Here is a 24,912-nt window from a genome sequence, read left to right as displayed (position 1 = left end):
GCCCTACACGACGCAGACGCCCCGGATATCGTCATTGACGATGCCATGCCCGCACGGTTGACATGGGACCTGGGGCGATGGCTCCTTGCCGGACGCTCCACCAGCGGCGTGGCCATCTACCGATGGGATGCGCAATCAAATAGTTGGGCTGAGGTCTCTTAACAACTACCGCAGAGGGAAGGCGCCTACGGGGTCGGGCGCGACTGCGCCGGTCTCGGCGAGGATCGCGGCGACCTCGGCCCTACCGAGCTCATCGACCAACTGCCACGAGATGATCCCGAGATCACGAGTACCAGCGGCGAGGTCTTCGACCATGCCCGGATGGATCGGCACAGTTCCTCCCGAGCCTTGTAGAAGCTGCGGTCATGCCCCGATGGCTCTGGCAAGATCGGCGCCGTGTCTGATGCAACTGCGGCTCTTGTTGCGGCGCTTATCGGTGCAAGCGCCGCCGTTCTCGCCGGCGGCTTGGCTATCTATGCTGCGCTCAAGCAGGTCAGCAAGTCCGCTGTGACGCAGAGAGAGCAAGCCTTCTGGGAACTGCGGAGGGACGCCTACGCAAGGGCACTCGTTTCGTACCGAGGATTCAAGCGAGTTGCGTGGGAGTTCGGTGAGGCTGCAAAGACAGAGGAAGTGAGCAGCCTCAAGAGACTGCTCGACAAGATGGACAATGCGGCCTACAGCTTTGAAGAGAGCAAAGCGGTCTTGGACATCTCCGTGCCCGAGGATAGCGATGTGGCGCGCACTGTTCGCAACGTCAACGACTACATCGCTGACGCCATGATGGTGGTCGAGCTCTGGTACGAGGGATCGCCCAACCCTGATGGCTGGTCACCGAGATACGCGTCTTCCCTGTCGAAAGTCGGTGATTGCGGATCCGTGATGGTCGACGCTCTACGGGATGACCTTGCTAAGGATGTAGAGCCCGCTACGCGATCGGGAAGGACGCTACGGGATTGGGTGCCGCTGCTCCGGTCTCCGCGAGTATCGCGGACACCTCAGCTTTAGAGGTTGTCTCACGTGGCAAGTTTCGCGAGCTTCTTTTAGCAGGTCAGGGCGGCGGCCATGGCCAGGCCTCGGCTCTGCCAGTCGTTGCGGACCACGTACGGGATCTTGAGACCACGAGCAGCCCATGGCAGGCTCATGCCGCATGATCGATGAATTCGCGAAAGACAACCTGCACGGGAGACTGCGGCGGGACCGCAAGGCGCTGCTCTGGAAACTCGACGGCTTGTCCGAATACGACGCCCGCCGACCTTTGACAGCGACCGGGACCAATCTCCTGGGCCTGGTCAAACACGTGGCCACCGTCGAGGCCAGGTACTTCGGCGAGGTCTTCGACCGCCCTTCCCTGGAACCGCTGCCCCGGTGGCAGGACTCCAACGGCAGCGATCTGTGGGCGACCGAGGACGAGACCCGCGATCAGATCATCGGGTTCTACCGGCTCACATGGGAACACTCGGACGCGACGATCAACGAGCTTCCCCTCGACGCCCCCGGCCACGTGCCGTGGTGGCCGGAACCTTATCCCAACACGAACCTGTTCGCCATCATGGTCCATGTCCTCGGCGAGTCCATCCGGCATGCCGGGCACGCCGATATCCTGCGCGAGGGCCTCGACGGCCGGACCGGGGTGCGCGCCGAATACGAGAACCAGATCGACGAGGAAGCCCGTGCGGCCTACTGCGCGAAGATCGAGCAGGCCGCCAGGTCGGCCGCACCAATCAAGGCTTAGAGGTTGTCCCACGTGACTTGATGTTCGTGCGGCATGATGCCGGTCGTGGGTGCTGATTTATCGACGCGTCTGGTTCCTGACGAACTCTTGGAGCTGGCCGCCCCGTTGCTGCCGTCGTTCGCTGCTCGTCCGCAAGGTGGTGGGACCGCTCCGTGTGACGAGCGGGCCGTGTTCACGGCAGTGGTGTACGCGCTGACCAGCGGCTGTGCCTGGCGGCATCTGCCGCCGACGTTCGGCACGTCGCCCGCCACCGCGCATCGCCGCCTTCACGGTATGGACCGAGGCCGGCCTGTGGCGTCGGCTGCACCGGGCGGTGCTGGACGCACTCGGGGCCCGGGGCGAGGTGGACTGGACCTCGGCGATCGTCGACGCGGCCTCCGTTCGCGCCAAAAGGGGGGATCGCTGACCGGGCCGAACCCGGTCGATCGCGGCAAGAAGGGCAGTAAGCTGCACGTGCTGTCCGATGCCCAGGGCATCCTGCTCGCCGTCGCCGTGTCCGGCGCGAACATGCACGACAGCCTTGCCCTCAAGCCGCTCATCCGCGGCATACCCGCCGTCCGGTCCCGCCGGGGACCACGGCGGCGCCGACCCGTCAAACTCCGCACGGACCAGGCGTACTTCTCCGCCGAAGACCTGGCCTGGCTGCGCGAGCGCGGGCTCGTCGCGCGCATCGCGCGGCCCGGCATCGAGTCCGGCGAACGCCTCGGTCGGCACCGCTGGAAGATCGAACGGTCGATCGCTTGGCTCTTCGGCTACCGCCGCCTCACCGTCCGGTACGAACGAAAGGGCTCGCACTTCCTCAACTTCCTCGGCCTGGCCGCCGCCCTGACCTGCTACAAGAAGCTCGCGAAACTTGCGTTCGTGACCATGCTCGAATACAAGGCCGCCCGGTTCGGGCGCACCCTCGTAAGGATCGGACGCTTCGAGCCGACCTCTCAGGTCTGCTCGCAGTGCGGCGTCAAGGACGGCCCCGAACCCCTGCATGTCCGGGAGTGGACGTGCAGGGGCTGCGGTGCCGTCCTCGATCGAGACATCAACCCGGCGGTCAACGTCACCAAGGCCGCAGGACTTGCGGTGTCAGCCTGTCGAGCGCGGGTAAGACGGGGACTTGTCCCGACACAGCGCAAAGAAGCAGGAACCCACCCGAAGGCGAGCCGGGCATCCGGCAGCCAGTCGGGAATCGCCCTCCTCCAGGTGGGCGAGGATTTCAAGGTCAGTGGAAGCCGAGCATGCCGGGCGAGTTGACGTCGACGGTGACGACGCCGGGCGGATATCGGTTCTCGTCCTCGGTGAGCAGGATCGACATGCCGGTGAACTCCGCGCGGGGCAGTGCGCAGTACAGGGCGTGGCAGGTGTCGGGGCCGCCGTATCCGTCGCGGATCATCGTTCCGACGGTGGCGGCGGCCATGGTGTCGAGCGGGTGGACGACGACGGAGGAGAACGCCAGTACGCGGCGGGGCAGGTGTTCCTTGTCGGCTTCGGCCTGCATCAGGCTCAGGGCGGGGATGCGGAGCTGGTCGCCTGGGGTGGTGGCCATGTTGCCGGCGAGCAGGTTCAGCGCCTTGTGTCCGGTTGCGAGGGCCTTGACTGCGCCGGTGTCGAGGATGATCACGCGGCGGTGTCGCGGGTGGTGCGGGCCTTCTCGGCGTGGGTCATTCGATGGCCCGCCGGTAACGGTGAGAGCCCGGCTTGCCGAGATTCCCAGCCTTCAGGTTCGCCCTCAACGTAGCGATGTTGGCTCTTACCTTCCTCGGCCCACCGGCGCGTGAGAGACGGGGCGCCGGTCGCTCAGCCCACGGGGGCTGGGCCACCTCCGCTGTCGGGTCGTTGTCTTCCGCTCTTGTCCGTCTGGGAAAGGGGCCTCGCGATGTCCTCCAAGGACCGCTGCTCGGCGTTGACCGCGAGAAACGCCGCGACGAGTCCTGCCGCGCACATCAGGGCCGCCCCGATAGAGAAGGCGAGGGCCGTATCGCCGGGGACGCCCGATGCGGTGAGGTCGGCGAAGATGAGCGGGCCGCTGATCCCGCCGACCGCTGTACCGATCGCGTAGAAGAACGCGATGGCCATGGCCCTGGTCTCCATCGGGAAGACCTCGGAGACCGTCAGGTAGGCACTGCTCGCCCCGGCCGAGGCGAAGAACAGCACGACGCACCAGCACGCGGTGAGGGTGTTGGCCGTGAGCGAGCCCCGGTCGAAGAGCCAGGCCGTGATGAACAGCAGAATGCCGGGCACGATGTACGTACCCGCGATCATGATGCGCCGCCCGACCGTGTCGAACAATTTGCCGAGCACAAGCGGGCCGACGAAGTTGCCGGCCGCGATCACCGCGAAGTAGTAGCCGGTGTGGCCACTCTCGACGTCGAAGAACGTGGTGAGAATCGCGCCGAAGCCGAAGGTGATCGCGTTATAGAGAAAGGCCTGCCCGATGAAGAGAGACAGCCCCAGTACCGCGCGCTTCGGATAGCTGCGGAAGACGGTCTTCGCGATGAGCCCGAAGCCGATGCTCTTGCGCTCGTGGATCGTGATCTCGCTCGCCGGGGGCGGCAGTTCCTCGTGCTTCTCATCCTCGATCTCCCGCTCCACGGAGTCGACGAGCTTGTCGGCGTCCTCGCGGTGCCCATGGATGAGCTGCCACCGCGGGCTCTCCGGCACGTGCCGCCGCACGAGGAGGATCACCAGGCCCAGGACGACACCGAGAGCGAAGGTGAGACGCCAGCCGAGGTCCTTGGGGAAGTAGTCCGTGTTCAGCATGACGATCGACAGCAGCGCCCCGCCGACCGCGCCCAGCCAGTAGCTGCCGTTGATGACGAGGTCGACCCGGCCCCGGTACTTCGAGGGGATCAGCTCGTCGATCGCCGAGTTGATGGCCGCGTACTCCCCGCCGATGCCGAAACCGGTCAGAAAGCGGAAGAGGAAGAACCACCACGCGCTGAAGGACAGCCCGGTCATCGCGGTCGCGGCGAGGTAGACCGCGAGCGTCACCATGAACAGCTTCTTGCGGCCGAACCGGTCGGTGAGCCAGCCGAAGAACAGTGCACCCGTGCAGGCACCTGCCACGTAGAGGGCCGCGGCAAGGCCCGTGACCTGAGCGGACGTGATAGCCAGCCCCGACCCCTCCTCCGACAGCCGGCTCGCGATGTTGCCGACCGTCGTCACTTCGAGGCCGTCCAAAACCCACACGGTGCCCAGACCGATGACGATCATCCAGTGCCAGCGCGACCACGGCAGTCGGTCCAGCCGGGCCGGTACAGCCGTGGTGATGACGCCGAGCCCGGAACTCCCTGGCGCGGCGGCCTCGTCGAGCGGATCAGGTCGCTGGCCGCGTACCTTGCCCGGACCCCGGCTGCCATCCGGCGCGGTCCCACCGCCTCCACCAACCGAGCCCTGCTCCCTGCCCTCAGGTTCCTTCGGTGCGGCGGGGGTCATCACGACGGCTACCTCCTCGTCCGGGCGGCCGCACCCCGCGGGCCCCAGAGAATCCAATATCCGCCAGGTGCCCAGACGCCGCCGTCGCACACATGGTGCCGCTCGCCCACACGAGAGCCACGAACCTTCGCCCCGCTGCAACGGGAGGGGCGAAGGTGCTCCGTCACCGCACGCGGCGCGGCATCTGCCGGTATCCCGCCGAAAGAGTTCGGACGTCAGCGCCTCTGCGCCTCTGATTCCCGGGGCGTGAGCCGCCACTCGAGCATGAGGATCGTCGCGTCGTCCCGAAGACGGTTCTCCTGCGAATCCAGGATCGCGTGGATGAGGCGCCGTAGTGTCTCTGGCGCCAACTCTCCCGTCGCGGCGGCCCGGACGACGTAGTCCGCGAACCGTTCGAGACCGAACTCGCCGCCGTCCGCCGTACGGGCTTCCGTGACGCCATCGGTGAACATCATCACGCGGTCACCCGGCTCCAGTGCAATCTCGTGCACACCCCGCGGCGTCGGGCTGAAGACGGCCGACATCCCCAGCGGCGGGTCCGCGTCGCGGTCCATGGCACCAGGGACCAGGCGCTGGCCACGGATGAGGAGCGGTGCCGGGTGTCCGCAGTTGATCCAGCGGAGCTTGCCGGTGGCCAGGTCCAATTGAGTGAGGACCGCGGTGCAGAACTGGTTCGGCAGCCACTTGGACAGGGCCGCGTCGACGGAGGCCACAAGTTCTGGGAGGTCTGCTCCGGTGCGACGGGCGTTGCGGCAGGCAGCCAGCGCCACTACAGAAGTCAGACCCGACGCGAGATCGTGTCCCATGGCATCCAGGATCGCCGCGTGGAGGATCGAGTCGGTCAGCGCATGGTCGAACGCATCCCCGCCGACCTCGTATGCCGGTTCCAGGACGGCCGTCGACACGACCCGTGTGGTGCCGATCGTGCGGGGCGGGAGGTAGGCGCGCAGCATCTCGGCCGGAAGCCGCATCGGCTCCGTACGGGTCCGGCAGACGTAGGTGTCCTTGTACGCCCGCTTCGACGTGATCATCATGGCGAGCAGGGACGCGAGCGTCCTGCCGCGGCGCAGCGAGAGCGGATCGAGAGCGGGCGTCCGTACAGCAAGAACGCCGAGACGTTCCGCCCCGTCCACCAAGGGCAACCAAGCTGTCATCCCTCCAAGCTCTGACTCCTCGACACGCAGGGACTGGGTGCGGTAGGTCCAGCCGGCGAGCGAATCATCGATGGGAAGGTTCGGTACCACGTCGTTGAGCGGAGTCAGCTGCCGTTGCTGCAGGTCGGCCAGGTACACCACGGAGTGCTGAAGGCCCAGGGCCTTGGTGCAGCGCGCCACAGCGGTGCTGAGGTCGAGCGCCGAGTTGCCGAGATCCGCGAGGAACTCACCAAGGGCAACGTCAGGGACGTCAGGGACCGCCACCTCATCACCCCTCGCTCGGATCCTGGTCCGGTCCATGGCTGACACGTACCTGTGCAGTCTCACATCGGGGTGCCTGGCTCGCGCGTGGAGGGCGATCCGATCGTGGCGGCTCTTCAGCGGATTCTTGCGAGGAAACCCGGGTGTTCATGCCCGGGAGGAATCGCATCCACGGGGTGCGACGCGGAGCGTCGCCGTGATGTGCCGCAGGCCGTCAGGGCTGCGGAGCGGCAGGGAGGCGTTCCGCAAGGGTGAGTCCGATCTGGTGTGCCAGGGCGGGAAGTGGTTCTTGATCGCGACTTGCGAGATCCCCGAGGGGGATCTGAACACTCATCCGGCCAGGTTCCTCGGGGTGGACCTGGGGATCGTGAACATCGCGGTCACCTCCGACGGGACACGCCACTGCGGTCGCCGCGTCAACCGCAAGGGGGAACAGGATCGCAAGCTGCGTTCCAAGCTGCAGAAGAAGAACACCAAGTCCGCCAAGCGGCGGGCGAAGAAGCATGCGGGCAAGGAAGTCCGGCGGAACAAGGACATCAACCACAAGATTTCGAAGCGGATCGTGGCGGAGGCAGGGGGGCACCTCCCTGCTCGAGCGCAGCCGAGAGCTTGGGGGAGCACCGGTCGCGGGATCGCCCTGGAAGAACTCACGGGCATCCGCGAGCGGGCACGGCGGAGAAAGCCCCAACGCACCACGCTCCCCTCCTGGCCCTTCGCCCAGCTCGGCTCGTTCATCGCCTACAAAGCGAAGCGGGCCGGAGTACCGGTCGTCTACGTCGACCCGGCCTACACCAGCCAGGAATGCTCCCAGTGCCATCACACCGCACGCGGAAACCGGCCCTCCCAGGCCCGCTTCGCGTGCAGGTCCTGCGGCTTCGTTGAGCACGCAGACCACAACGCGTCCCACAACATCGCCCACCGCGGGTGGTACGTGTGGGTCTGCGGGGCCCAGTCAACGGCCCCCGAACTCACCCCCATTGCGTGACTCCTGGACGCAGCCGAACTCATCAGAGCCAGTGGTCATCCAGTCAGCGATGTACTCGCACCGGTCCCTTTCAAACGGCGGCATCCAGGTGGACGGGTCCTGGTCCATGAGCGGTTCGACTTCGCCGACACAGCAATGAGGGAGCGCTCGTCCCCGAGATCGTTGGCATACGCCTGCCGTTCAGCCGGCACTCCAGGCGGAGGCGCCGGCTGGCGGGGTACGTCATTCGAACCGTGCGGTATTACCTGCTTCCCCAGCGTGCCTGACCGGCTCATGGGGTGGTGTCAGTGGCCGTCGCGGCGCCACTCGTATCGCCATACTGCGTCGAGTTCGTGCTCGTGAGGCGAGCCGGGTGGTGTTGGGGGGAGGCGGCGTGCCGCTTCCACGCACCGCTCGTCGTCGTGCAGCGCAAGCCCGTATGCGGCGGTGACCTGGACTCGGCGGTCCGCGTCGTCCAGCAGGGCAGCCATGGCATGGGCGAAGACGGGATCGTGGTCCTTGCCCTCGGCAACCGTGCGGCAGGCGGTCTGCCGTACCGCTGCATCCGTATCCGTCATCAGCACCAGCAGCGCCTCACGAACCTCATCCAGGAAGGCAGGTGGCTCGGGCCACGTGCCGAACCCGCTCGCCACCGCGCACCGAATCCCGACGTCGGGGTGCCCGACGTAGGGCAGGAGGGCGGCGTCGGCACGCGAATCGGCGTGCTCACCGAGCGCGACCAGCACCTCGGTGAGCACAGCGAGGTCTTCTTCCCCGGCCGACCAGTCGGTGAAAAGGTCCAGGGCCGGGCCGGCGAACGCATCCTCGTCGCTGCCGTCGAAGAGATGAGTCAGCCGTAGCACCCCGGCGCCGAACAAACGGTGGAGCGGCCCTGCATGCGTGCGCAGTGCCGCGGCAGCTGCCCAGGTCTCGTGATCACGGCGACTGGCCAGCAGGATGACGGCATGCCCCCATGCACTGTGGTGCTGGCCATGGTGCAACGCGCGTGCCATGAGCTCCTCGAAGGAGGCGCGGACGCCGAGCAACTCCTCCAGGTCCGTGAGGATCGCTCCGTGCCCGTCTCGGACGGATGTCCCCCCGAGGGTGAACTCGCCGACGCTGTAGTACTCGTCGTCCAGGACCCGGGTGCGGACAAGGACGTCGTGGGAGCCCGTGCGGCGCCGCAGCTCGGCTTCGACTCCCGCCTCGTGCCAGGCGCGCGCGAGGTCACGCATCTCCGACAGCTCGGGCCTGGAGTAGCGGGCGCGGATGCTGTGGTCCAAGAGCGCCTCGACCAGCGCAGGCGACCCCGAATCGACTGCCTCGTGCAAGGACAGGAACTCTTCCGGCCGGCTCGCACTGGCATCCGCCCCGTCCTGGAGCAGCAGCTGGGCCATATGCCCGGCGTACGCCCGTATCGCCAGGCGAAAGGCGCCATCCACCATGCCGGGCTCGCTGTCCGCATGAAGAAGGACCTTCACTAGGGCAGTGTCCCCATCCCTCACCGCGGACATCAGAGCAGACTCATTCTCCGCTACGTCCTCCGGGCCCGTACCCACGTCCATACGTCCGCTCCCCCGTCGCGTTAGCCCAACTCAGTCTAGGTACGCCACATCGGCCCCGTCGGCGGCCCCGTCGGCGGCCGCTTGTCCGTGCGGGCGCGCTGGCGTGCCTGCAGGGAGGCGCTCCAGTCAACAGGTGGCCCCCCAGCGCCACCTGGAACCAGCGCGCAATGCCCCGCCGGTCAGCCCTCGGCGCCGCCCATCGGCTCGGTTGGTCGGACTGGCGACGCCGCCACCAGGCCCGATCCCGGGCCGGCCACTACTGGCGCCGAGCCGTTCCGGCATGAAGGTCACGTTCTGCGGCAAGGACGGGCGCGGATGCGGCGGGGTTGGCAGTGATGGCAGCTGCTCCTAGGCTCGGCAGCCATGGCGGTTCTGATCACGGTGTGGGGCGCATCTCCCGGAGTGGGCAAGTCGACGCTGTGTGCTGGACTGTCGCAGTGGCTGGCCGATGCGGGGCTGCGGGTGGACCACTTCCGTGAGGAGGAGATCTTGACCCGGCCGCAGTTCGCTGTGGTGGCTGAGGATTTCAAGGCGGCAGGCACGGTCGAGCTGGGGACGTTGATCTCGGCCACTGCGCAGTTCGTTGATTCGGTTCTGGCGAGTGGTGATGACGTGGTGATCGCGGACGCACTGGTGCCGTTCGTGCCCTCGCTGCTGGCCATGGGGCACGGCGAAGACACGATCGACGCGTTCATGGCTGACCTCACAGAGGTGCTCGCGCCGATCGGCCCGGTCATGGTCTTTCTCGATGGGAATGCCGAGACCGCACTATCCCGAGCTACGAGGAGAGAGGGAGCGCAGTGGCTGGAATGGTACGTCGGAAAACTCGCCGCCTACGAGGTAAGCCCTCCAGTGGCTGACGTCGCGTCGGCGGTGAAGTACCTGCTCCGCGAGCGTGCGGTGACACTCGGCGCAGTCGGCCGGAAGGACTGGGGTCTCGTTGTGATCGAACGAGCCGATGAACTGCCCCCGGATGAGGTACTGCGGGTCGCGCAGCGGAGCCTGAGGCCGTGGCTGGGCAGGACCATCACACCCGGATAGGACAGGGCTGGCTATGCGACCTGGCCACCTGACGCCACGACCGTAACGATCTACGGCTGCAGTACTGGAGCGTGCAGTTCTCGAACCTACTGACAGGATCTCGCGGCCGTTCCCGACCGTACGCGCGCGCCGAAGACCTCAACCACCTGTCCGGCAATGCGATGGCCAGCACCGCCTGGCCCCCGGCACACGTTCACGTCGACTGCGAGTTCTCAGCCACCCTTACGCGCTTACGCGCGACTCGTGGCAGCCGCGCTCTCGCACGGGGCGCTCCAAACAGGCCGACACCGGTCGACGAAGGTCATGGGGGGGGCCGCGGTCGTCGCGGGCCTGGCCAGCGCGGGCGTCGACGCCCAGCGCAAGGACACATCCACGTATGCCCGAGGCCGCGGTGAGAGTGGACGTGGCCGGTGCGGGTAGTCCCGGTGCGGGGATACCTCGTACCTGTTAACGAAGGGACGGGACCGTCCCCGTACGTGCCGGGCGGCTGCGACTTCATTGAGGCCGGAGCCGCCCGACATCCGGCCCGAGGTCGTCAACCGGCGGTGAGCGCCACCCGCATCGGTCAGGCGCGGGCCTCCGCCGCGGCGACGATCCAGTTCCTGAACTCGACGGCGTAGTGCCGCAGGTGGTGGTCCAGGACGTCCTTCGGGCAGGACGTGGGGAAGTAGACCGTCAGATTTGCGGTGAACCCGTCGGCGGTGTCGCCGAACTGGATCAGCGCCCGCCCGACGACGGTGCCGTCCTCCAGGAAGAGGTTCGAGGACATCTTGCGCGGAAACTCCGACTCCGGGAGGAGTTCGTCCGCGTCCTCGGCCCAGGCCATCGCGTCCGTTCCCCAGCCGCCCATGTAGAAGGAGCAGACGTGGGGGCCGATGTTCTCCACCACGCGCGCTCCGATGGCATCGGTGCCCATCACGTAGTGCTCGGGGTGCGCCGCGAGAAGCGGGCGCTCGTCGTCGCCCGCGAAGGCCCCGTCCATCCAGTCAAGGAACTCGCCCGAGGTCAGGCCACGTGCCTTGAGCACCGTCGTGCCCGCACTGAAGGCACCGTCGGAGGTGCGCGCGCACTCCCGCAGGAAGGCGTTGCCTTCCTCGATGTCCGCGGCCAGCAGATCGAGCAGGCCCTGGCGGCCCAGTCGCGTCCTGAAGCGGTCCAGGGCACGGCGCGCGGAGAACAGCTCGGAGTCGTCGATGCTCCCGGGGCCGGTGGGCCCTGACTCGAGCGTCACGGTCACAGCCGGGGAAGTCTGGTTGTCGGTCATGGTCAAACCTCCAGTAGAATGCGAATGTAAATTCACATTCGCATCATGAGGGTACTCAGGGAGGTGGACCACTTGTCAAACATTCTTGGTGGGACCGCCGCCGATACGATGCGGGACATGACCGACGAGCACGACCGCCCAGCGCCGTACCGGGAGCCCCAGCAGGCGCGCAGCGCCGCGACACTGGCCCGCGTACTGCAGGCGGCCGAGGAGATCGCCGGTTCGGCCGGTCTGGAGGAGATGACGATCTCTGGCGTCGCGGAACGCGCCGGCGTCTCGGTCGGCACGATCTACCGCCGCTTCGAGGACAAAGAGCAGCTGATCAACGTCCTGACGGAGCGGATGCTGGATCGGCGCGAGGAGTACGTGGCCGAGCAACTCCGCAAGGCCGAGCCATCACTGTCCGGCGTCATGTACGCCTACGCGCACACCCTGCTGCAGTCCTTCGCCGACAGCACCAACCTCTTCCCCCAGCTGCTGCGCGCGCGAGGCGCCAAGCCCTCGGACCGCGGGGCCCGCACCATCACCGAGGTCCATCGACTCCTGCTCGAAGCGGCGGCTCCCTACGCGGACCAGATCCGTCGCTCCGACCCGCAGGCGGCGCTGGACACCGCGGCCCGCGCCCTCCTAGGCGCCTGTTTCCACAACTCCGTACGCCCCGACCCCGCGATCGGTGAGGCGGCCCAACGCCGCTACGCGGACGAACTCAGCGACATGGCGATCGCCTACCTCCTCACACCCGACCACCGGGGCACCGCCCGCACCTGAGCCGCCCGCACCACGCCGCGCGTTCCACACAGTCGTCGGCAGTCCCTCAAAGCCAGCGGCGCCACTCGAAGACGCCCCAGAGGCCCACGCCGAAACCGATCACCGGCTTGCCCCCCCAGCCGCCCCCACAGTACGGGCACACCGAGGACGTCAACTCGCCTCTCCCGCAACGCGATCGCCGGCACCGCCCAGCCCCCTGCAGACGTTCATATCGGCCTGCACGCCACTGACCGCGAGCGGCATGCCGTCGACCAACGCGCCGCGCGGCACGACGACGGAACCTCAGGCGCGCCTCACCGTGTGAATCGCGGCGAGACATGCGTCCTTGGACCGTAGACAGTGCACCGACTCGGGTACGCGCTGGACTTCGTACCGCCCGGACCGAACCAGGACGCCGCCGGGGCGAAACTGGCCCAGCGCCGCTGACATCCCACGACCCGGCGGGCGCCCACTTCCCGGAAGCGCCCTGCTCCCGCTGCTGGAAGGGCCGCTCCCGGATGCCTTCGATCGTGTACGCCAGGACGACGATCTGACGGAACGGCTCTGTCTCTGACCCGCGTGCATTAGACCGCAGGGTCAGAAGCGACCGCTCAGCCCGCCGCGACTTCCTCCCGCGCCCTGACCTCCTCCCCCGGGGCCTCGGGATAGATCATCCGGTCCGGGACACGGTCCCGCTCGCGCCGGGCCAGGATCCAGTACAGGAATCCCGGCAGCGTCAGGCCGACGAGCCAGGAGATGTCGGCACCGCCCAGCGGGGCGACGAGAGGGCCGGTGAACAAGTCCGTGGCCATGAACGGGAGTTGGACGAGGAGACCGAACCCATAGGAGACCAGCGCCGGCATCCGCCACGACCCGTAGCGCCCGTCCGGGTCGTTGAGGGCCGGAATGTCGTAGCGTTCCTTGGCGACGAGGTAGTAGTCGGCGAGGTTGACCGCGCTCCACGGAGTGAAGAAGGCCAGCACGATCAGCAGGAACGTCGAGAACGTGTCGAGGAAGTTGCCCCGCCCGGCCAGGGCGAGCACCGCACCCGCCACGATGATGGCGGCGATGTAGCCGACCCGCCCGCGCGGCGAAAGGCGGTAGGGCACCGCGCCACGCCGCCGCATCCCGGTCACACTCGTCACGGTCGACATGAAAGCGCCGTATGTGTTGAGCACCGTGACCGTCAACTTCCCCAGGGCGATAACGAAGTAGAGCAGCGCCGCCGTTGCGCCCGCCCCGCCGAGCGACACCACGTAGGTCACCTCGTGTCCGACGAACGCCTCCCCCGCGGCCGCCGCGGCCAGCGCCCCGAAGGTCATCGACCACTGGGCGCCGAGCGCCGTCCCCGCCAGCGTCCAGCCGAAAGTGGCCCGTGCGGAGGTCGCACGCGGCAGATAGCGCGAGTAGTCGGCGACGTACGGCCCGAACGACAGTTGCCAGGACGCCGCGAGGGACACCGCGAGCAGGAACACCGGCAGCGCGAAGGTGTGGTCGGCGACGACCGCGCCGATGTCGTCGTGCTGCAGCAGGCGCACGCCGAGATAGACGAACGCCACCCCGCACACGACGCCGGCGAGCCGTCCCAGGAAGTGGATCAGCCGGTAGCCGACGACGGCCGCGACCGCGGTGACCGCCGTGAAGATCAGGATGCCGGCGGTCGGTCCCAGATGGGTCAGCTCGCCGACGGCCTCACCGGCGAGGACGGTGCCGCTCGCGGTGCAGCCGATGAACATGAACACAGCCAGGACCAGCGGCACCACGGCTCCGCGCACCCCGAACTGCGCCCGCGAGGAGATCATTTGAGGCAGTCCGAGCCGGGGCCCCTGCGCCGAGTGCAGTGCCATCACCGCGCCGCCGAGCAGATTCCCCACGAGCAGCCCGATGACCGCCCAGAAGGCGTTCGCACCGAGGACCACCGCGAGTGCGCCCGTGACCACCGCGGTGATCTGCAGGTTCGCGCCCACCCACAGCGTGAACTGGCTGAACGCGGTGCCGTGCCGCTCGGCGTCCGGCACCACGTCGATGGACCGTGACTCGACGAGACCGCCTGCATGTTCATCCGCCATGAGCACACCCTGTTCGCAGTGGATTCGGAGATCAATTCGCGTGCATGTACCAACGGTTACGGATCGAGCGGGCCGAAGACCGGGTCACCGGGCGGCGCGGGCATCCAGGACGGCGCCGATCGCGGCGACGAGTTGGCGCAGTTCGTCGTCGGTGGTGATGAACGGCGGGCTGATCTGCACGGTGTTGCCACGCAGCGGGCGCGTGACGAAGCCGTGCTCGACGAGTTCGTCGGTGACCGCTTCGGCGCTGACGTCGTCGACGAGGCCGACGCCGCCGAGGAGTCCAGCCACGCGGGTCTCCACGACCGCCTCGTGGCCGGCCAGTGCGTCGAGTTCGCGGACGAGGAGCTGCTCAAGCTCGCCGACTCGCGGCACCAGCTTCTCCTCGTCGAGGATGTCGAGGTTGCGCAGGGCGACGGCACAGGCCGTGGCGTGCCCCGAGTAGGTGGCACCGTGCCGGAACATCGGTGTCTGTGCCGAGTCCCGGTAGAACGGCTGCCAGATGTGCGGCGCCACCAGCACGCCGCCGAGCGGTGCGTAGCCGGAGGTGACGCCCTTGGCGAAGGTGATCAGGTCGGGCTCGAGGCCGTAGCGTTCGGTGGCGAACATGTGGCCGGTGCGTCCGAATCCGGTGATCACTTCGTCGATGATCAGGAGGATGTCGTTCTCCCGGCAGATGCGCTGCAGGCCCTCCAGGTATCCGGGGGCGGGCGTGATCACGCCGCCGGTGCCCTGGATCGGCTCGGCCACGATGGCGGCGATGCGGTCCGCGCCGATCTCGTGCACGGTGCGTTCGACCGCGTCGATGTCGTACGTCGATACGCGCGCGGTCTCCGGGACCAGGGACTCGGTGCCGTAGCCGTCCCGGTTGAAGTCGAGGCCCGCGATGCTGGTGCCGTAGGCGTGCAGGCCGTGGTAGGCGAACTCGCGGCTGAGGATCACCGTCTTGTCTCCGTGACCCGCATGCTGCCAGTGCCGGCGGGCGAGCTTGCAGGCGACGTCGATGGCGTCACTGCCACCGCTGTTCAGGATGACCTTGGGGTCGGCGACGGGCGACATGGCGGCGAGGCGCTCGCCCAGCTCGACGGCGCGGTCGTTCAGATAGCGGCCGAAGACGTGGTACGTCTCCAGGCGCAGCATCTGCGCCTGGGCGGCGTCGGCGAGTTCGGGGCGTGCGTGGCCGACGTTGGCGTGCCACAGGCCCGCGGTGCCGTCGAAGAGACGGCGGCCGTCGGTGGTGAACACGTAGCTGCCTTCCGCGCGTTCGATGATCAGCTGACGTCCCAGAACGGACGGGAGGTGGGCCTGCGCGCTCCACAGGGCGGGGCCGGCGATCGGGGCCGCTTCGTTCTCGTTCTTGTACGACATGGTGGTCTCCGGGTGTCTTACGCGCGGGCGGCTGCGGCACTGCGTGCGCTGTGCCGCACCACGAGGTAGGAAGCGAGGATGGCGGCGAGGCTGAGCACGCTCAGGTAGAGCTGCGAGCGGGCGTCGGGCACCAGGAGCATGGAGCTGACCACACCGATGATCGCGACAAGAGTGATCCAACTCAGGTACGGATAGCCCCACATACGCAGCTTGAGGCGCTCGGGCGCCTCGAGCTCGAACCGACGGCGCATGCGCAGCTGCGAGCCGGCGATGATCGCGTACACGAACAGGCCGACGGCACCCGCCGAGTTGATGATGAAGTCGAAGACGGTGTCGGGGGCGACATAGCTCATGGCGACCGCGACATACCCGGCGGAGGTGCAGGCGAGGATCGCCTTCCACGGGGTGCCGTTGCGGCCCCGGTCGGCGACCCAGCGCGGCGCCCACTTGTTGCGTTCCAGGGCGAACAGCATGCGCGAGGCGGTGTAGAGGCCGGAGTTGAGAACCGAGAGGACGGAGGTGAGGACGACGATGTTGATGATGGTCGTCGCCGCCGGGATGCCCATCGTGCCGAAGGCGGCCGCGTACGGGCTGGTCTGGGTCGGTATCCGGTCCCACGGCGTCATCATCACGAGCAGCGTGACCGAACCGACGTAGAAGATGATGACCCTCCACACCGTCGAGGAGGTCGCCTTGACCACCGACTTGACGGGATCCGCGGACTCGGCGGCGGCGATGGTGACGATCTCCGTGCCGACATAGGAGAAGATCACGAGGACGACGCCGTGCAGGATCGCGGACGTGCCATGGGGAGCGAAACCGTCCAGGGCGACGTTGCCCACCGAGAGCGTGGAGTCCGGCCAGATGCCGAGAGCGAACAGCGTGCCCGCGACAAGGAACACGACGATCGTGACGACCTTGATGGACGACAGCCAGAACTCGGTCTCGCCGAACGAACGCGTGGAGACGAGGTTCGTGGCGGTGAGCAGGGTCATCAGGATCAGCGAGAAGACCCACTGAGGCACACCCGGTATCCACAGCATCAGGAGTTTGGCGCCCGCCACCCCCTCGAACGCCACCACGCCGACCCAGAAGTACCAGTACAGCCAGCCGATGGTGTATCCCGCCCAGCCGCCGAGGGCGGTGCGCGCGTACTCCATGAACGAGCCGAGAGTGGGCGAGGCCGTCGCCATCTCCCCCAGCATCCGCATGACCAGGACGACGAGGACGCCGCCGAGGGCGTACGACAGAATCGCGGCGGGGCCGACAGTGTGGATGACGGCGCCGCTGCCGACGAACAGGCTGGCGCCGACGATGCCGCCGAGGGCGATCATGCGGACGTGGCGCGGTCTGAGGGTTCCGGTCGGCCTTGCGGATGTCTGTTCCGGGGCAAGCTCGAAAGGTGGTTGCACGGGGTCGTGACCCTTCCTGCGGCTGCGTGGACGGTGCGCGCCGCGAGCGGGGCGCGGGGTGAAAGCCCTTGGCCGGGATGCCAGTTGGTGCACAGTCAGTCGGAACGCGCGCAACTGTAGAACAGTTCTACTGCGCGACACCAGGGGGCGCGGCTCAGTACGATGACGCACATGACGGCACTCGACGGCCTTGCCGTACGCAGAACAACGGCCGCCCAGCAGGTGGCGGACGGCCTGTCGGAGCGGATCCTCGCGGGCGCGTTCCGCCCCGGCGACCGGCTGCGAGAGAGCGCGATCGCCGCCGAGCTCGGCATCGCCCGCAACACGGTCCGCGAGGCGGTGCGCCTGCTCGAACACGGCGGCCTGGTCCGCTTCGACGGCAACCGCGGCGCCGTGACCGTCTCCCCCACACCCGCGACGGTCGACGAGCTCTACACCGCGCGCGAACACCTCGAGTCGGCGGCACTGGCGACACCCTTGACAGATGGTCAGCTCGCCACGGTGGAGCAGGCGTTCGCTGACTTCGTCGCGGCCGCCGGCACACGAGAGCGCGCGGACACCGTCGCCGCGGACCTCGCCTTCCACGCGTCGATCGTCGCGACCCTCGACAACAGCCGCATCGACTCCTTCTACGCAACGCTCACCCGTGAGCTGCGCTTCTACCTCATGGCCCTGTCCGCACACGAACGCGAGGACGAGAACCCCAGCAAGGTGGTCGCCGAACACGAACCGCTGATGGCCGCGATCCGGGCGGGGGATGCAGGGCGGGCACAGCGCGAGGCCAGGCATCACATCGCAACCAATGCAGCCCGGGTACAGGGGATTTTGGCGGATCGCGACGGCGACTGACGCCAGGCCGGCACGCCATGTCGCGCTCAAGGCGGCCGAGGAGTTCTCGTGAGCGGAGCCGGACGAAGTGTTCGGCGGGGAAGTACGCCTTGCCGGCGCGGACCTTGCCCGGTCGCCGACGGGGCCGGGGCCATGCTGGTCGACGATCCCCGTAGCCCGGACCACCGTGGCCTGGACAGTGGCGGAAGCGGCGGTGGAGCCGGCCCGGTCGGGATCCGGATCCGACCCGTATCGAGCGGCATCGACCATCGCGTGGCGCAGCCCTGGTCGAAGGCGCGCAGAGGCCACGGCCCATGTTCAAGTTCTGTCGGATCCATGTGGCCGGTGATACGGGCGCGTCGGGCAGCACTGCATGGGAGTCTGTTCCCGCACCACGATCCGCTCACCTCAACAGGCCACGTCCTCGATGACCTGCGACTGCGAACTGCGGGGTTCAGCGGGGCGAGATGCGGACCGTGGCCGCCTTCGGTCCTTCGCCCTGCATGATCGGGACGGCGTCGCTGCCCGGGTACTTCGCCGCGTCGATCGCGGCATCGACGGCTGCGGCTGCTGCGCTCGCGTTGGTGCCGTTGGTGCGGATGCCGGAGACCGCGGGGCGGTCGTGGCGGGCGGATGGGCCTGCCGGCGGTGACCGGGTGGCGGTCGAGACGGATGTTTCCGTGCCGGTCTCACGCCTGGCGTGTGATGTCCCGCGTCCGGTCGGGCAGATGTGTCAACTCGCCGTTGCACAGTGAGGGTTCGATGACGGGTGCGGGTGCGGCATCACCGGGCGCGCCCGGCGACGGAGCCGCATATCGACACAGCACCACACCTCATGAGGGGCGCCGATGTCCGGGCCACCTGCAGTGAGGAGTGGGCCCCTTCACTGCGAGCGGTGAAGGGGCCCACTCCTCACTGCGTCAGTCGGAGCGGCGGGACCTCAGTGCGTCGCGCAGCACCTCTGCCAGGTGGCGGGGGGAGCGGTCCGAGAGCTGGGTGATCTGGGTGCGGCAGCTGTAGCCGTCCGCAAGGACCACCGTGTCCTCGGGGGCCTCCCGCAGTGCGGGAAGCAGCGCCTGTTCGCCGACTGCCACCGAGACGTCGTAATGACCCTTCTCAAAGCCGAAGTTGCCGGCCAGTCCGCAGCAACCGGAGTCCAGGCGGCCGGAGTCCACACCCGCACGGGCCAGGACCCGGTCGTCCGCCTTGCTGCCGAGGGTGGCGTGCTGGTGGCAGTGGGTCTGGGTCATCGCGGTCACCGTTTTGTCGCCGAGCCGCCCGAACTCGACGTCCGGGGCCTTCTGGTCGAGGAGTTCGGCCAGCGTCATGGTCTGCTTCGCGAGCCGCACGGCGCGCTCGTCGCCCGGGAACATCTCGGTGGCGTCCGTGCGGAACAACGAGGTGCAGCTGGGTTCCAGGCCGATCAGCGGCATGCCCTGCTTGAGGTACGGGTCGACGGCGTCGAGCGTGCGGCCCAGGACCTTCTTCGCCGTGTCGAGCTGGCCCGTGGTGTGCCAGGTCAAACCGCAGCACAGGCGGTCCGGCGGCAGCACGACCTCGAAGCCTGCGTACTCCAGGACCTCCACCGCGGCCTGTCCGACCTGCGGCGACATGAACTCGGTGAACGTGTCGGGCCAGAGCAGGACCTTGCCGCGGCTGCCGGGAAGGGCGGGCTTGTGGCTGCGGTGGAACCACTGGCGGAAGCGGCGCTTCGCGAAGGGCGGGATGGGGCGCTCGGGCGCGATGCCGCCGGCCTTCTTCAGGAGCGCGGCAGTGGCCCTGTTGCCGCCGATCGCATTGACCACGCCCGGTGCGTACGAGGCGAGCCGGGACCAGAGCGGCAGCCAGCCGAGCGAATAGTGCGTGATCGGACGGATCTTGCCCTTGTGGTGGTGGTGCAGGAACTCGGCCTTGTACGTGGCCATGTCGACGCCGACCGGGCAGTCGCTCTTGCAGCCTTTGCAGGACAGGCACAGGTCGAGGGCGTCGGCGACTTCCTCGGACTGCCAGCCGTCGGTGATGACCTCGCCCTGCACCATCTCGTACAGGACGCGGGCGCGGCCGCGGGTGGAGTGCGTCTCGTCGCCGGTGGCACGGTAGCTGGGGCACATCACGCCGCCCGACGACGTACGGCACTTGGCGATGCCGACGCAGCGGCGCAGCGCCTTGGACAGGTCGCCGTCGTCCTCGGCGAGTGCGAGGGTGGTGGTCATCGGCAGGGTGGGCCGATGGCCGGGCTTGATGCGCAGGCGCTCGTCGGCCGGGCGCGGGTGGACGAGGATGCCGGGGTTGAGGCGGTTGCCCGGGTCCCAGATCGCCTTGAAGTCGGAGAAGGCGTCCATGGCCTCCTCGCTGAAGACCTGCGGCAGGAACTCGGCGCGGGCCTGGCCGTCGCCGTGCTCGCCGGACAGCGTGCCGCCGTGGCTCGCGACCAGGTCGGCGGCGTCCGACATGAACTGCCGGAAGATCTGGACGCCTTCGGGCGTCTCGTGGTCGAAGTCGATCCGGATGTGGACGCAGCCCTCGCCGAAGTGGCCGTACGGGGTGCCCTGCAGGCCGTGCCTCTGGAGCAGCTTCTCCAGGTCGCGCAGGTAGTCGCCGAGCTTCTCGACGGGCACGGCGGAGTCCTCCCAGCCGGGCCACGCCTCCGAGCCGTCGGGCGCGCGAGTGGCCAGGCCGGAGCTGTCCTCACGGATGCGCCACAGCGCGGCCTGCTCGGCCGGGTCCTGGACGAGGCGGACATCTATCGCGCCGGTGTCCGCCTTGAGCACTTCGGCGCGGGCCTGCTCGGCCTCGGGGTCCGGGGTGTCGTCGTCGTGGCCGAACTCGCAGAGCATCCAGCCGGCGCCCTCGGGGAGCATTTCCTCGGGGCGGGCGTCGGGGACGTTGCGGCGCAGGGCGGCGACCTGGTCGCCGCCCAGGCCCTCGCAGGCGATGGGCTGGTGCTTGAGGACGTGCTGGGCGGCGTCGCCGGCCGCGGGCAGGTCGGAGAAGCCGAGGGCGATGAGGGTGCGGCGGGCGGGGATCTCCACCAGCTTCACGGTCGCGGAGACGACAACGGCGCAGGTGCCCTCGGTGCCGACCATGGCGGCGGGCAGGTCGAAGCCGTTCTCCGGCAGCAGGTGTTCCAGGCTGTACCCGGAGACCTGGCGGCGGAAGCGGCCGAACTCGGTGCGCAACATGGTCAGATGGTTGTCGCGCAGGTTCCGCAGCTGCTCGTGGATCTCGCCGCGGCGGCCGCCCTCGTCGATGACCTGCTGCAGCTCCTCGGCACTCAGCGAGCGCAGCGTCATGCGGACGCCGTCGTACGTGAGGACCTCCAGCTCGACGATGTTGTCGGCGGTACGGCCCCAGGCCACCGAGTGGGTGCCGCAGGCGTTGTTGCCGATCATGCCGCCGATGGTGCAGCGGGCGTGCGTGGAAGGGTCGGGGCCAAAGCGCAGGCCGTGCGGCTTGCACGCCTTCTGCAGCGCGGCCTGGACCAGTCCCGGCTCGACCTTGGCGGTGCGCGCCTCGGGGTCGACCTCCAGGACGCGGTTCAGGTACTTCGAGGTGTCGATGACGACGCCGTCGCCGACCGCCTGCCCGGCGATCGAGGTACCGGCACCGCGCAGCGTGACCGCGACGTTCAGCGCGTGGCAGGCGGCCAGGGCGGCGGCCAGCTCGTCGGTGTCGGCGGGCAGCACGACGGCGGCCGGCACCTGTCGGTAGACGGAGGCGTCCTGCGCGTACTCGGCACGGCGGAGCCGCCCGAAGGCGACCTCCCCGTTCGGCACGACTTCCCTCAGCGCACGCTCCAGTTTCTGCAGCGTCGCCTCGTCGGGCACATCGGGGCGCGGCGCGGCGGATACGGGCGCGGGGGCGGACATGGCGGCTCCTCAGCGGCGGGTCTTCAAGGTTTTACGGAACGTCGGTGGTGCGAAACCGGACCGGGGCCGGGGCGTATGTCCCGGACGTGGCAGTGCCCCGGCTCGGCAGGGCCGGCCGGGGCGCGCGGGCGGGAGCGGGGCGGCATCGCAGGTGTCACGGACATCGCACGGGCACCGTCCCGCGGCCTGCCGGGAGGTCAGCCGAGGACCGCCGTGACGGTCTCGCCCCACAGGTGCAGGGCCTCGTCGATCTGGTTCTCGTTGACGACGAGCGGCGGCAGCATCCGCACCACGTTGCCGTGTGCGCCGCAGGGAAGCAGCAGCAGGCCGCGCTCGGCAGCGGCCGCGAGCAGCTTGCCGGCGGTGGCGCCGTCGGGGTTGCCCTCGCTGTCGACGATCTCGGAGGCGAGCATCAGGCCGAGCCCACGGACGTTGCCGATGCCGCCGACGCCCTCGCTCGCCGGGTGGGCGGCGGCGATCTCGCGCAGGCCGGCGATCAGCTGGTCGCCACGCTCCGCCGCGTTCTCGACGAGCTTTTCTTCCTTGATGACGTCAAGGGTGGCGATGGCGGCGGCGCAGGACACCGCGTTACCGCCATAGGTGCCGCCCTGCGAGCCCGGCCAGGCCTTCGCCATGAGCGCCTCGGAGGCCGCGATCGCCGACAGTGGGAACCCGCTGGCCAGGCCCTTCGCGGTGACCAGGATGTCGGGGTGGACGCCGAAGTGGTCGTGGCCCCAGAACTTGCCGGTGCGCCCGAAGCCGGCCTGCACCTCGTCCAGGATGAGGTGGATGCCGTGGCGGTCGGCGCGCTCGCGCAGACCTTGCAGGAACGCGGTGTTGGCCGGCACGAAGCCGCCGTCGCCGAGCACCGGCTCGATGATGAACGCGGCAGTGTCCGCGGGCGCGCTGATGGTGGCGAGAATCTGGTCCAGCTCGCGCAGCGCGAACTTGGTCGCCGTCTCCTCGTCCCAGCCGTAGTAGTAGGCGTTCGGGAAGGGCGCGACGGCCACGCCCGGCATCAGTGGGCCGAAGCCGGAGCGGACCTTGGCGGCGGAGGTGGTCAGGGAGGCGGCGCCGAGGGTGCGGCCGTGGAACGAGCCCTGGAAGACCACGATGTTGGGGCGGCCGGTGGCTTGCTTGGCCAGGCGCATCGCCGCCTCGACTCCCTCGCTGCCGGAGTTGGCGAAGAAGAGCGCGTCAAGGCCCTCGGGCAGCACCTCGCCGAGGCGCTCGGTGAGGGTGAGCAGTGGCTGGTGCAGCACCGTCGTGTACTGGCCGTGGACCAGCTTGCCGACCTGCTCCTGGGCGGCCGCGGTGACCTTGGGGTGGCAGTGACCGGTCGACGTCACGCCGATGCCCGCGGTGAAGTCCAGGTGGCGTCGCCCCGACGTGTCGTAGAGATGGACACCCTCGCCGCGTTCGGCCAGGACGGGGGTGGCCTGCTTGAGGACAGGGGACAAGGCACTCATGGACTGCTCCTCGCTCGGTGACCGACACGGACTGCATCGTGGTCAGGGCGGACTGCATGGTGGGTCGCGGACCGCGTCGCCGACCTGCGGATCTATGGAGATCAACATCAGGCCGCTTCGTAGGATTGTCAACAACCTACACTCATGCAAGCATGCAATTCCACGGCTGTCCACGAGTGATCTGGCCGGGAGCACAACAAATCGAGCCGGGAGTTGTAGTGAGCGCAGGTACCGAGCAGCAGACACAGCAGGAGCAGCGCCTGCAGCAGGAAGAGTCCGTCGTCGCGTCCGTGCCCGACGGTCTGTTCATCGGCGGCAGCTGGCGCCCGGCGGCCTCCGGTGCGACCTTCGGCGTCGAGGACCCCTCGCGTGCCCGTGAGCTGCGCACCGTGGCCGACGCCGGCGCCGAGGACGCGCGAGCCGCCGTCGAGGCGGCCGCCGCCGCGCAGGAGAAGTGGGCGGCCACCGCCCCCCGCGAGCGCAGCGAGATCCTGCGCCGTGGCTACGAGCTCCTGATGCAGCGCCAGGAGGAGCTCGCCCTCTTGATGACCCTGGAGATGGGTAAGCCGCTGGCCGAGGCGCGCGGCGAAGTGGCGTACGCCGCCGAGTTCTTCCGCTGGTTCGCCGAGGAGGCCGTTCGTGTCGAGGGCGGCTACCAGACCTCCCCCGACGGCAAGGACCGCTTCGTCGTCATGAAGCGCCCGGTCGGCCCGGTGCTGCTCATCACGCCGTGGAACTTCCCGCTCGCCATGGGCACCCGCAAGATCGGCCCGGCCATCGCCGCCGGCTGCACGATGATCGTGAAGCCCGCCGAGCAGACGCCGCTGACCATGCTGAAGCTCGCCGAGATCATGGTCGAGGCCGGCGTGCCCGAGGGCGTCCTCAACGTGCTGACCACCTCCCGCCCCGGCGAGGTCGTCGAGCCGCTGCTGCGCGGCGGCGTCATCCGCAAGCTGTCGTTCACCGGATCCACGCAGGTCGGCCGCCTCCTTCTGGAGCAGAGCGCCGAGCAGGTCCTGCGCGTCTCCCTGGAGCTGGGCGGCAACGCGCCGTTCATCGTCTGCGCCGACGCCGACCTCGGCAAGGCCGTCGAGGGCGCCATGGCCGCCAAGATGCGCAACATCGGCGAGGCGTGCACCGCCGCCAACCGCATGTACGTGCACGAGTCCGTCGCCGTCGAGTTCGCCGAGCGCCTCGCCTCCCGCATGGGCGCGCTGACCGTGGGCCGCGGCACCGAGACCGGCACCGAGGTCGGCCCGCTGATCGACGAGGCCGGCCGCAGCAAGGTCGACGAGCTGGTCGCGGACGCCGTCAAGCGCGGCGCGAAGGTCCTCACCGGCGGCGGGCACGCCGAGGGCGAGGGCTACTTCTACGCCCCCACCGTGCTCACCGGCGTCTCCCCCGAGTCGGCCCTGATGAGCCAGGAGATCTTCGGCCCGGTCGCCCCGATCCTCACCTTCGCCGACGAGGACGAGGTGATCGCCGCGGCCAACGACACCGAGTACGGCCTGGTCTCCTACCTCTTCACCGAGAACCTGGAGCGCGCCTTCCGGATCTCCGAGAAGCTGGACACCGGCATGATCGGCCTCAACAAGGGCGTCGTGTCCAACCCGGCCGCACCGTTCGGCGGCGTCAAGGCCTCCGGCCTCGGCCGCGAGGGCGGCCGCATCGGTCTCGACGAGTTCCTGGAGACCCGCTACCTGGCGATGCCGCTCGGCTGACGCCACCCCACGCACCACCTGC

At 68.7% G+C, this 24,912-nt stretch carries 19 protein-coding genes and 1 pseudogene; 8 read left to right on the top strand and 12 right to left on the bottom strand.

The genetic code is table 11. From position 1 onward, the window contains the following. Positions 1-165 precede the first annotated feature (165 nt). Entirely contained in the window at positions 166-333 is a 168-nt protein-coding gene (locus tag OG574_RS46245) for a hypothetical protein (protein WP_326778180.1), read from the bottom strand. A 63-nt stretch (positions 334-396) separates the two neighbouring features. Here OG574_RS46245 and OG574_RS46240 point away from each other — a divergent pair, with 63 nt between their 5' ends. From OG574_RS46240 to OG574_RS46230, 3 genes are all read left to right on the top strand, one after another. Continuing rightward, positions 397-1,005: a hypothetical protein gene (locus tag OG574_RS46240; RefSeq protein WP_326778179.1), complete on the top strand. Its 609-nt coding sequence runs from the start codon at positions 397-399 to the stop codon at positions 1,003-1,005. A gap of 142 nt (positions 1,006-1,147) precedes the next feature. Then, a complete protein-coding gene (locus tag OG574_RS46235; protein WP_326778178.1) occupies positions 1,148-1,732 on the top strand; it encodes a DinB family protein in 585 nt (194 codons plus the stop codon). A gap of 33 nt (positions 1,733-1,765) precedes the next feature. Continuing rightward, positions 1,766-2,977, top strand: coding sequence for an IS5 family transposase (locus OG574_RS46230; protein ID WP_326778177.1), 1,212 nt, complete (start codon positions 1,766-1,768; stop codon positions 2,975-2,977). Here OG574_RS46230 and OG574_RS46225 read toward each other — a convergent pair. The 3 genes from OG574_RS46225 to OG574_RS46215 form a co-directional block, all read right to left on the bottom strand. Then, positions 2,946-3,344: a hypothetical protein gene (locus tag OG574_RS46225; RefSeq protein ID WP_326778176.1), complete on the bottom strand. Its 399-nt coding sequence runs from the start codon at positions 3,342-3,344 to the stop codon at positions 2,946-2,948. The two genes, OG574_RS46230 and OG574_RS46225, sit on opposite strands and share 32 nt — an antisense overlap. Positions 3,345-3,520: 176 nt before the next feature. After that, entirely contained in the window at positions 3,521-4,936 is a 1,416-nt protein-coding gene (locus OG574_RS46220; protein WP_326778833.1) for an MFS transporter, read from the bottom strand. 437 nt (positions 4,937-5,373) lie between these two features. Then, complete coding sequence (locus OG574_RS46215) at positions 5,374-6,612, bottom strand: PP2C family protein-serine/threonine phosphatase (protein ID WP_442816910.1); 1,239 nt, start codon at positions 6,610-6,612, stop codon at positions 5,374-5,376. 160 nt (positions 6,613-6,772) lie between these two features. On the opposite strand from OG574_RS46215, the gene OG574_RS46210 reads away from it, so the two are divergent. Next, positions 6,773-7,558, top strand: a complete 786-nt coding sequence (locus OG574_RS46210) for an RNA-guided endonuclease InsQ/TnpB family protein (RefSeq protein WP_326778174.1) — start codon at positions 6,773-6,775, stop codon at positions 7,556-7,558. A gap of 33 nt (positions 7,559-7,591) precedes the next feature. On the opposite strand, the pseudogene OG574_RS46205 reads toward OG574_RS46210, so the two are convergent. Next, positions 7,592-7,768: pseudogene (locus OG574_RS46205) on the bottom strand (HNH endonuclease); the annotation flags it as partial. A 74-nt stretch (positions 7,769-7,842) separates the two neighbouring features. Beyond that, positions 7,843-9,051: a HEAT repeat domain-containing protein gene (locus OG574_RS46200; protein ID WP_326778173.1), complete on the bottom strand. Its 1,209-nt coding sequence runs from the start codon at positions 9,049-9,051 to the stop codon at positions 7,843-7,845. Positions 9,052-9,465: 414 nt separating this feature from the next. On the opposite strand from OG574_RS46200, the gene OG574_RS46195 reads away from it, so the two are divergent. Beyond that, the gene (locus OG574_RS46195) at positions 9,466-10,143 is read left to right on the top strand and encodes a hypothetical protein (protein WP_326778172.1); all 678 of its coding nucleotides are present in this window, start codon (positions 9,466-9,468) and stop codon (positions 10,141-10,143) included. Between the two features lie 565 nt (positions 10,144-10,708). On the opposite strand, the gene OG574_RS46190 is transcribed toward OG574_RS46195, so the two are convergent. After that, complete coding sequence (locus OG574_RS46190; RefSeq protein ID WP_326778171.1) at positions 10,709-11,407, bottom strand: hypothetical protein; 699 nt, start codon at positions 11,405-11,407, stop codon at positions 10,709-10,711. A gap of 117 nt (positions 11,408-11,524) precedes the next feature. On the opposite strand from OG574_RS46190, the gene OG574_RS46185 reads away from it, so the two are divergent. Next, positions 11,525-12,175 carry a TetR/AcrR family transcriptional regulator gene (locus OG574_RS46185; RefSeq protein WP_326778170.1) on the top strand — a complete coding sequence of 217 codons (651 nt, stop codon included), beginning with the start codon at positions 11,525-11,527 and terminating at the stop codon, positions 12,173-12,175. A gap of 590 nt (positions 12,176-12,765) precedes the next feature. Here OG574_RS46185 and OG574_RS46180 read toward each other — a convergent pair. The 3 genes from OG574_RS46180 to OG574_RS46170 form a co-directional block, all read right to left on the bottom strand. Next, entirely contained in the window at positions 12,766-14,223 is a 1,458-nt protein-coding gene (locus tag OG574_RS46180; RefSeq protein WP_326778169.1) for a purine-cytosine permease family protein, read from the bottom strand. An 84-nt stretch (positions 14,224-14,307) separates the two neighbouring features. After that, complete coding sequence (locus OG574_RS46175; RefSeq protein ID WP_326778168.1) at positions 14,308-15,591, bottom strand: aminotransferase family protein; 1,284 nt, start codon at positions 15,589-15,591, stop codon at positions 14,308-14,310. 17 nt (positions 15,592-15,608) lie between these two features. Next, positions 15,609-16,925: an amino acid permease gene (locus OG574_RS46170; protein WP_326778167.1), complete on the bottom strand. Its 1,317-nt coding sequence runs from the start codon at positions 16,923-16,925 to the stop codon at positions 15,609-15,611. 249 nt (positions 16,926-17,174) lie between these two features. On the opposite strand from OG574_RS46170, the gene OG574_RS46165 reads away from it, so the two are divergent. Continuing rightward, positions 17,175-17,852 (top strand): GntR family transcriptional regulator, encoded by a 678-nt coding sequence (locus OG574_RS46165; RefSeq protein ID WP_326778166.1) that lies wholly within the window; start codon positions 17,175-17,177, stop codon positions 17,850-17,852. Positions 17,853-18,751: 899 nt separating this feature from the next. Here OG574_RS46165 and OG574_RS46160 read toward each other — a convergent pair. Both OG574_RS46160 and OG574_RS46155 read right to left on the bottom strand, forming a co-directional pair. Continuing rightward, positions 18,752-21,700: an FAD-binding and (Fe-S)-binding domain-containing protein gene (locus tag OG574_RS46160; protein ID WP_326778165.1), complete on the bottom strand. Its 2,949-nt coding sequence runs from the start codon at positions 21,698-21,700 to the stop codon at positions 18,752-18,754. A 197-nt stretch (positions 21,701-21,897) separates the two neighbouring features. Beyond that, positions 21,898-23,169 (bottom strand): aspartate aminotransferase family protein, encoded by a 1,272-nt coding sequence (locus OG574_RS46155; RefSeq protein WP_326778164.1) that lies wholly within the window; start codon positions 23,167-23,169, stop codon positions 21,898-21,900. 218 nt (positions 23,170-23,387) lie between these two features. Here OG574_RS46155 and OG574_RS46150 point away from each other — a divergent pair, with 218 nt between their 5' ends. Further along, the gene (locus OG574_RS46150) at positions 23,388-24,890 is read left to right on the top strand and encodes an NAD-dependent succinate-semialdehyde dehydrogenase (protein WP_442816909.1); all 1,503 of its coding nucleotides are present in this window, start codon (positions 23,388-23,390) and stop codon (positions 24,888-24,890) included. Positions 24,891-24,912: the final 22 nt, after the last annotated feature.

The organism is Streptomyces sp. NBC_01445, from assembly GCF_035918235.1.
Taxonomy (GTDB): domain Bacteria; phylum Actinomycetota; class Actinomycetes; order Streptomycetales; family Streptomycetaceae; genus Streptomyces.
The sequence above is the reverse complement of the archived record's forward strand: the minus strand, read 5'-3'. Positions and strand labels throughout refer to the sequence as shown.

Coding starts and splice junctions, on each gene's coding strand:
- OG574_RS46235 (WP_326778178.1), top strand. CDS start 1,148: ATGATCGATGAATTCGCGAAAGACAACCTGCACGGGAGACTGCGGCGG.
- OG574_RS46230 (WP_326778177.1), top strand. CDS start 1,766: ATGATGCCGGTCGTGGGTGCTGATTTATCGACGCGTCTGGTTCCTGAC.
- OG574_RS46220 (WP_326778833.1), bottom strand. CDS start 4,936: ATGATCGTCATCGGTCTGGGCACCGTGTGGGTTTTGGACGGCCTCGAA.
- OG574_RS46215 (WP_442816910.1), bottom strand. CDS start 6,612: ATGGACCGGACCAGGATCCGAGCGAGGGGTGATGAGGTGGCGGTCCCT.
- OG574_RS46210 (WP_326778174.1), top strand. CDS start 6,773: ATGTGCCGCAGGCCGTCAGGGCTGCGGAGCGGCAGGGAGGCGTTCCGC.
- OG574_RS46200 (WP_326778173.1), bottom strand. CDS start 9,051: ATGTCCGCGGTGAGGGATGGGGACACTGCCCTAGTGAAGGTCCTTCTT.
- OG574_RS46195 (WP_326778172.1), top strand. CDS start 9,466: ATGGCGGTTCTGATCACGGTGTGGGGCGCATCTCCCGGAGTGGGCAAG.
- OG574_RS46190 (WP_326778171.1), bottom strand. CDS start 11,407: ATGACCGACAACCAGACTTCCCCGGCTGTGACCGTGACGCTCGAGTCA.
- OG574_RS46185 (WP_326778170.1), top strand. CDS start 11,525: ATGACCGACGAGCACGACCGCCCAGCGCCGTACCGGGAGCCCCAGCAG.
- OG574_RS46180 (WP_326778169.1), bottom strand. CDS start 14,223: ATGGCGGATGAACATGCAGGCGGTCTCGTCGAGTCACGGTCCATCGAC.
- OG574_RS46175 (WP_326778168.1), bottom strand. CDS start 15,591: ATGTCGTACAAGAACGAGAACGAAGCGGCCCCGATCGCCGGCCCCGCC.
- OG574_RS46170 (WP_326778167.1), bottom strand. CDS start 16,925: ATGATCGCCCTCGGCGGCATCGTCGGCGCCAGCCTGTTCGTCGGCAGC.
- OG574_RS46165 (WP_326778166.1), top strand. CDS start 17,175: ATGACGGCACTCGACGGCCTTGCCGTACGCAGAACAACGGCCGCCCAG.
- OG574_RS46160 (WP_326778165.1), bottom strand. CDS start 21,700: ATGTCCGCCCCCGCGCCCGTATCCGCCGCGCCGCGCCCCGATGTGCCC.
- OG574_RS46155 (WP_326778164.1), bottom strand. CDS start 23,169: ATGAGTGCCTTGTCCCCTGTCCTCAAGCAGGCCACCCCCGTCCTGGCC.